Here is a 6,205-nt window from a genome sequence, read left to right on the forward strand (position 1 = left end):
CGTCGCCACGACGGGGACCGCCAGCGCCGGCACGACCACGAGGGTGGACGGACTGTCGAGCGGCGAACACTCGGTGACCGTCACCGCCGTCGCACCGTTCTCGCTGCTGGGGTTCACGATCTTCGACGGTGACCGAGACGCGGGGCACGAGGAAGGGCAGCACCTCGGGAATCGGGCCCCACTGCGCGATGAGGCCGGCGACGAGGGCACCGGACGCCGACCCGAGGGTGAACGCCAGCGACGCGCGGCGGGCACCGGACCCGGCGTCGGCGGACGGGTCGAAGCGGCGTTGCGAGAGCTCCTTCACCCAGCTGTTGCCGACCGCCATCGCGATCCCGACGGTGATCCCGGAGCACAACCGTCCGGCCATCAGGAACCCCGCCCCGAGCGGCCCGAACGCCAGCAGGCCGCTGCCGACGACGGCCGAGACGATCCCGACGAGCATGAGCGGGCGGCGGCCGTGCCGGTCGGACAGGGACCCGGCGACGAGCAGCGCCGGCGCGAGCCCGAGCACGTACACGCCGAGGAAGACGTTCACGAGCAGCGACGAGTAGTGCGCGCGCTCCTCGTACATGAGGAGCAGCGGCGAGAACTGGTTGCCGCCCCACGAGCACACGAACACCGCTCCCCACACCGCGACCCACGGCAGGACCCGGGCCGACGGCAGCGCGACCGACCCGGTTGTGGGGATGCTCCCGGTGCCGACGCCCGCGCTCACAGCGCGCCCCGGTGCGATGCGACGTGGGCGCCGAGTACCTCGGCGTACCGCGCGGCGTCACCCGCGTCGAGCGCGGCGGCGAGGGCACGGTGGTCGTCGAGGGACGCCTGCAGCTGGGACGGCTGGAGCCGCATGAGGTGGTGCCGCAGCCGCTGCTGTCGGTCCCGCAGGGTCCGCGCGAACATCACGGCGATCGCGTTCCGCGACGCCTCGATGACCGCACCGTGGAACTCCGCGTCGACCTCGATGAACCGGTCGACGTCGCCCGTCGCGACCGCCTGCTCCTGCTCCGCGAGCATGGCCTGGAGGCGCGGGGCGACGTCCGACACGCGGCCGTCGGTGACGACGCGGGTCGCCGCGGTCGACTCGATCGCCTCCCGCATCTCGAGCACGTCGGCCGCCTCGCTCGGGGACATCGGGCGGACGACGGCACCCTTCCGGGACTCGAGGGTGAGCAGGTCCTCGGCGGCGAGCCGCAGGAACGCCTCGTGCACGGGGGTCCTCGACACGCCGATCTCCAGGCAGAGTGCGTTCTCGCTGATCGCCGTCCCGCCCGGGAGGTCCCCGCGGATGATCGCGCGCTTCACGTGGTCGTACGCCCGCTCGGACGCCGCCGGGCCGGTGGTGGTCGTGCTCGGAGTGCTCACGGAGGACGATCCTACGCCTTGCATGCAACGGTGCATGCACTGCTGTCACACGCTGTTCACGCGTGGACCGGTACATCGGCGCCCGGAGCCGGATACGCTGGGCCACCACGTCAACGGAGACGTACAACAGGAGGTTCCGATGGAGCGGATCACCAGGGCCGACGATCGCGTGCACCGCCCGGCAGGGCCGTGGACGCCGACCGTGCACCGGCTGCTCGCCCACCTGCACGAACAGGGGTTCGTCGCGGCACCGGAACCGATCGAGCTCGGGCACACGCTCGAGACCGTGTCGTTCGTCCCCGGCGCGGCGGGGGAGTACCCGTGGACGGCCGACGTCGCGAGCGAGGCAGCCCTCGTCACGACCGCCCGGCTGCTGCGGCACTACCACGACGCCGCGGCGACGTTCCCGCGCGACGACGACCGCGACCTGTGGTCCCAGGCGGAGCGGTACCCGGCCGAGACGATCGTGCACGGCGACTTCGCCCCGTACAACTGCGTCTACGACGGCATCGCCGCGGTCGGGCTCATCGACTTCGACACGGCGCACCCCGGGCCGCGGGTGTGGGACGTCGCGAGTGCCGTCTACCGGTTCGCCCCGTTCACCACCGGCGAGGTCGAGGGGTCCACCGCGCCGTCGCTCGACGAACGACTCGACCGTGCCGCCGAGTTCTGCCGCGCCTACGACCTCGACGCCCGGTCGCGCCAGGTCCTCGCCGAGACGATCATCGCCTCGCTCGTCGCCCTCGTCACGACGATGGAGACCGAGGCGGCCGCGGGCAACCCGAAGTTCGTCAGCGACCTGCACCACGGCCACGCCGACCTGTACCGGGCCGACGTCGCGTACATCGAGCGGCACGCGGCCGACATCAGCGCCGCCGTCGCCTGACGGTGGTGCCGGGCATGCTGGTGCCGTGACGACGACACCGGCCCGACTGCGCGCGATGCGACTCGCGGCGCAGGGGATCGCCGCGCCCGGCCACGGTCCGACCGCGGTGGTGGAACGCATGCTCGCCGTGCAGGGCCAGGACCTCGCGCAGGTGACCTGGGCCGTCGGGGTCCGGGCTCCCGGGTCGACCCGCGACGACGTCCGTGCAGCGTTCGACCGTGCCGAGGTCATCCGCTCGTGGCCGATGCGCGGCACCCTGCACGCGATGCGTCCCGACGACCTGCGACTGCTCCTCTCGCTCACCGCCGAGCGGACCATCCGGTCCATCGCCCGGCGTGCGGCCGAGCTCGGCATCGACGACGCGGTCCTCCGCACCGCACGGGACACCACGGCCGGCGTCCTCTCGGGCGGCCGGTCGCTCGTGCGCGACGACCTGTTCGACGCCTACCGCGCCGCCGGCCTCGACCCGGCCGGCGGCCGCGGCTACCACGTGCTGCTCCGCCTGGCGCTCGAGGGGATCGTCGCGTGGGGTCCGACCGCCCGCGTCGGCCAGGGGCTCGTGCTCCTCGACGACTGGGCACCCGCCGCCACCGACCTGCCCGACCGCGACGAGGCGCTCCGCCGCGTGCTGGTCGGGCACCTGCGCGGCCGGGGCCCCGCGACCGAGGCCGACACCGCTGCGTGGACCAAGCTGCCGCTCGGCGACGTCCGGCGTGCCCGTGCCGTCGCCGGTGACGCCGTCGAGGTCCTCGGCGACGGCCTTCTCGCTCTCGCCGACCGGCCCGACCCGGGTGGCGTGCCGACGGCGCACCTCCTCCCGGGGTTCGACGAGTACCTCCTCGGCTACGCCGACCGCACCGTCCAGCTCGATCCCGTGCACGCAGACCGCGTCGTCCCCGGCGGCAACGGCATCTTCCTGCCGATGGCGGTCGTCCGCGGCCGGGTCGTGGGGACCTGGAGCCGATCCGAGCGCACCCGGGACGTCCACGTCACCGTCACGCCGTTCGAACCGCTCGACGCGGCGGCCCTCCGCGCACTCGAGGCGGCCGCCGGCCGCTACGGCGCGTTCCTCGCGACCCCCGTCTCCTTCGCCGTCGCCGGACCGTCCTGATCCCGCACGCGGTCGACGACACCCCGCCCGTCGATCAACCGGTGCCGTGTCGCGGACCGATGCCGCCTGCCGGGCGCGCGCCGCGCCTCCAGGCAGCACCCAGCCGCCACGCGGCGGACTCAGACGCTCCCTCGGGTAATGTCGCAGGGCCATGACCGACAGCCCGGCCGACGCCACCCCGTACGAAGTCCTCGGCGTCCCCGCGTCCGCCGACGACGACGAGCTCCGCCGCGCCTACCGTCGCGCAGCGCGCGAGTCCCACCCCGACCTCGGCGGCGACGCGCGCCGCTTCCGCCAGGTGCAGATCGCCTGGGAGCGGATCGGCACCCCCGCCGCACGCCGCGCCTACGACGCCGGGTCGCAGCGTGGTGGCCAGCAGGGCGCGTCCGGCCCGTCCGGTTCGTCGGCCTGGAGGAGCGACACCGGTCGCGACGCCTACGCACCCCCGGCGGCGCGTCGCGACACACGCCCGCGGGCCCGGTCCCACGGACACCCCGGCGGGCGGTCGCGCGAGGTCTTCCTGCAGGCCGAACGCGAGTGGGTCGGCCTCGGGGACCCCATCGAGGACCCCTACGACCCCACGCTCATCCGCTCCGCCCCGCGGCACATCCGGCGGCTCCTCGCCGAGGCCCTCGCCGAGGAGGCCACGGCGTCGATCGTCTCCGAGATGGGCATCGGCGTGACGGTGTGGCACGACCTCGACGCCGGTGCCGAGGGCAAGCTCGACCACGCCGTCCTCACCCCGAGCGGTCTGTGGGCCGTCGAGTCGATCGACTGGGGCGCTCCGGTGCGCATCGAGCACGGCGAGATCGCGGGGGAGACCCTCGCGGACGGCGAGCGTCCCGTGAAGGAGCTCGTCCGGGCCGCCCGCGCCGTGCAGAAGCAGACCCGGGTGCGCTTCACCGGGCGCCTGCTCGTCGTGCCGGACTCCGCCGTCGACGAGGACGTCCAGCTCGTCGGCTCGCCCCGCAAGCCCACCGCGCTGGTGGTCCGCCGCAGTGCGCTCGGCCAGGTGGTGAACGGCGTGTGGTCGCCGGAGGGGCACGTCGACGTGTTCGAAGTCCGCGACCGACTGCAGCAGACCGTCCGGTTCGTGTGATGCCCGAGCCGGTGGTGGTCCTCGTCGGTGGCTGGGAGCACCAGTGCTGCGGGCTCCCCGTCGAGATCGGTGACGTCGTCGAGTACGGCGTGGTGTCGGCCGACGGCGCGCGGCGCTTCGCGGAGATCCGGCACGACACCGTGCCGAACCAGCGGATCCGAGGGCGTGTCACCGAGCTGTTCGCCGTCGGACGGGACGGCCGCGTCGCGATCGACCGCGTGCCGAGTGGTCGAGCACTCCGTGGCTTCGACGATGACGACGACGGACACCTCGAGGCCCGGTGGACCGGACAGCCCGTCACGGTCGAGTGGGATGGGGACCCGGAGTTCGAGGTCGTCGTCGATCCCGACGGCAAGCGGAAGCGTCAGTAGCCGCGGAGCTTCTCGAGGTCGCGGCGCTCCCGCTTGCTCGGACGCCCGGCGCCGCGGTCGCGCATCGGGACGAAGCCGGCCTCCTCCTTGGGGAGTCTCGGCGGGGTCCTGTCCTCGAAGTGCTTCGCCGCCTCGGGAGCACTCGTCCGCTTGAGGATGATGCCGGTGACGACGACGATCCGGTCGAACCCGTTCTGGCGCACCCGCACCTCGTCTCCGGGGCCGATCGGTTGCGCGGGCTTCGCGCGCTCCCCGTTCACCCGGACGTGCCCGGCCTTGCACGCGGCGGTCGCGGCGGAGCGGGTCTTCGTGATCCGCACCGCCCAGATCCAGCTGTCCACGCGAGCCTTGGCCATCCCCACACTCTAGGGCGGACCGGCCGTACGCTGGCGGTGTGGGAGACGGTGCCGGGCAGGACGCGATCGCCCGGGCGCTGGCGCTCGCGGTGCTCCGGGACGCGGCGATCGGCGACCGGCTGGTCGTCCGGGCGCACGACGGCGCGGGGGCGCGGGACGCGCTCGGGACGCTCGTCGGCCGTACCGATTCGTCCGTGCGGGTCGACACCCGCCGAGGCCTCGTCGATGTCGCACTCGCCGACGTCGTCGCCGCGAAGCCGGTCCCGCCGCCGCCCGCGCCGCGGCCCCCGCGCCGCTGACCTCGCACCGTGCCGCCTCGCACCGTGCGGCCTTGGCAGGCGGGTGCGGCGTCGGCGGCAGCCCTGCACGGTGCGGCCTTGGCCGGCCGCTGCGGTGTCGACCGCTGGGTGCGGGCTTGTAGCGCGGCACCGGGCGGTCAACCTCGCACGGGCTGACGGAGCGCGCACCGTGCGGCAGGCCGCGCGGGGGCGGCCGCACGATCCGCACGGTGCGGCCTTGGCCGAGCGGTGCGGCGCCGATCGCTGGGTGCGGGCTTGTAGCGGGGCACCCAGCGGTCAACCTCGCACGGGCCGATGGAACGCGCACGGTGCGGCGGGCCGCGCGCACCCCCGCCCGCGCACGCCCACCCGCCTTTACCCCACCCCGCACCCCCGCCCGCCCCCCCCCCGGAACCGGGCGACCCCGGCGAGCCGCCACCGCCCCCGCGCCGGCCCCGACGTAGCCTCGTGCCATGGCCGTCCCCGTCCCGCTCGGCACCGAGGACCGCACCGCCCGCCTGACCCTCCGCCGCCCCGACGCGTGGCGCCGCGAGGACTCGGCCCAGGCGGACCTGCGCGTCACCGGCGACGACGTCGTGCTCACCGTCCGCTCCCGTCCGAGCGACCGCACCGTCGCGGAGGAGCACACCAGCCTGCTGGAACGCCTCCCGGGCTCGGTCGACGGACTCCGGCTCATCGGCTCGGACCCCTGGACGACCACGGGCGCTCCGGCACGGCT

At 74.7% G+C, this 6,205-nt stretch carries 9 protein-coding genes; 6 read left to right on the forward strand and 3 right to left on the reverse strand.

Translation table 11 applies throughout. The features are described from left to right. Both I5E_RS00005 and I5E_RS00010 read right to left on the reverse strand, forming a co-directional pair. Positions 1-718, reverse strand: a 718-nt coding sequence (locus tag I5E_RS00005; protein ID WP_022905191.1) for an MFS transporter, incomplete at its 3' end; no start/stop codon positions are given. Beyond that, a complete protein-coding gene (locus I5E_RS00010) occupies positions 715-1,365 on the reverse strand; it encodes a GntR family transcriptional regulator (RefSeq protein WP_022905192.1) in 651 nt (216 codons plus the stop codon). The genes I5E_RS00010 and I5E_RS00005, both read right to left, overlap by 4 nt. Before the next feature lie 139 nt (positions 1,366-1,504). Here I5E_RS00010 and I5E_RS00015 point away from each other — a divergent pair, with 139 nt between their 5' ends. The 4 genes from I5E_RS00015 to I5E_RS00030 all read left to right on the forward strand — a co-directional run bounded on the left by I5E_RS00015 (position 1,505) and on the right by I5E_RS00030 (position 4,832). Continuing rightward, positions 1,505-2,251 (forward strand): phosphotransferase enzyme family protein, encoded by a 747-nt coding sequence (locus tag I5E_RS00015; protein ID WP_022905193.1) that lies wholly within the window; start codon positions 1,505-1,507, stop codon positions 2,249-2,251. Between the two features lie 25 nt (positions 2,252-2,276). Then, entirely contained in the window at positions 2,277-3,362 is a 1,086-nt protein-coding gene (locus I5E_RS00020) for a winged helix DNA-binding domain-containing protein (protein ID WP_148286800.1), read from the forward strand. Between the two features lie 151 nt (positions 3,363-3,513). Then, entirely contained in the window at positions 3,514-4,461 is a 948-nt protein-coding gene (locus I5E_RS00025; RefSeq protein ID WP_022905195.1) for a J domain-containing protein, read from the forward strand. Then, the gene (locus I5E_RS00030; protein WP_022905196.1) at positions 4,461-4,832 is read left to right on the forward strand and encodes a DUF6578 domain-containing protein; all 372 of its coding nucleotides are present in this window, start codon (positions 4,461-4,463) and stop codon (positions 4,830-4,832) included. The genes I5E_RS00025 and I5E_RS00030 overlap by 1 nt, the downstream gene beginning before the upstream one ends. Here the strand turns inward: I5E_RS00030 and I5E_RS00035 are convergent. Continuing rightward, complete coding sequence (locus I5E_RS00035; RefSeq protein WP_022905197.1) at positions 4,826-5,188, reverse strand: RNA-binding S4 domain-containing protein; 363 nt, start codon at positions 5,186-5,188, stop codon at positions 4,826-4,828. The two genes, I5E_RS00030 and I5E_RS00035, sit on opposite strands and share 7 nt — an antisense overlap. A 38-nt stretch (positions 5,189-5,226) precedes the next feature. On the opposite strand from I5E_RS00035, the gene I5E_RS00040 reads away from it, so the two are divergent. Further along, positions 5,227-5,487 carry a hypothetical protein gene (locus tag I5E_RS00040; RefSeq protein ID WP_022905198.1) on the forward strand — a complete coding sequence of 87 codons (261 nt, stop codon included), beginning with the start codon at positions 5,227-5,229 and terminating at the stop codon, positions 5,485-5,487. A gap of 452 nt (positions 5,488-5,939) precedes the next feature. Beyond that, positions 5,940-6,205 (forward strand): hypothetical protein (locus I5E_RS00045; protein ID WP_031260779.1); only part of this gene is annotated, 266 nt, incomplete at its 3' end.

It is taken from the genome of Curtobacterium sp. B18, from assembly GCF_000333375.1.
In the GTDB taxonomy this organism is placed as follows: Bacteria; Actinomycetota; Actinomycetes; order Actinomycetales; family Microbacteriaceae; genus Curtobacterium.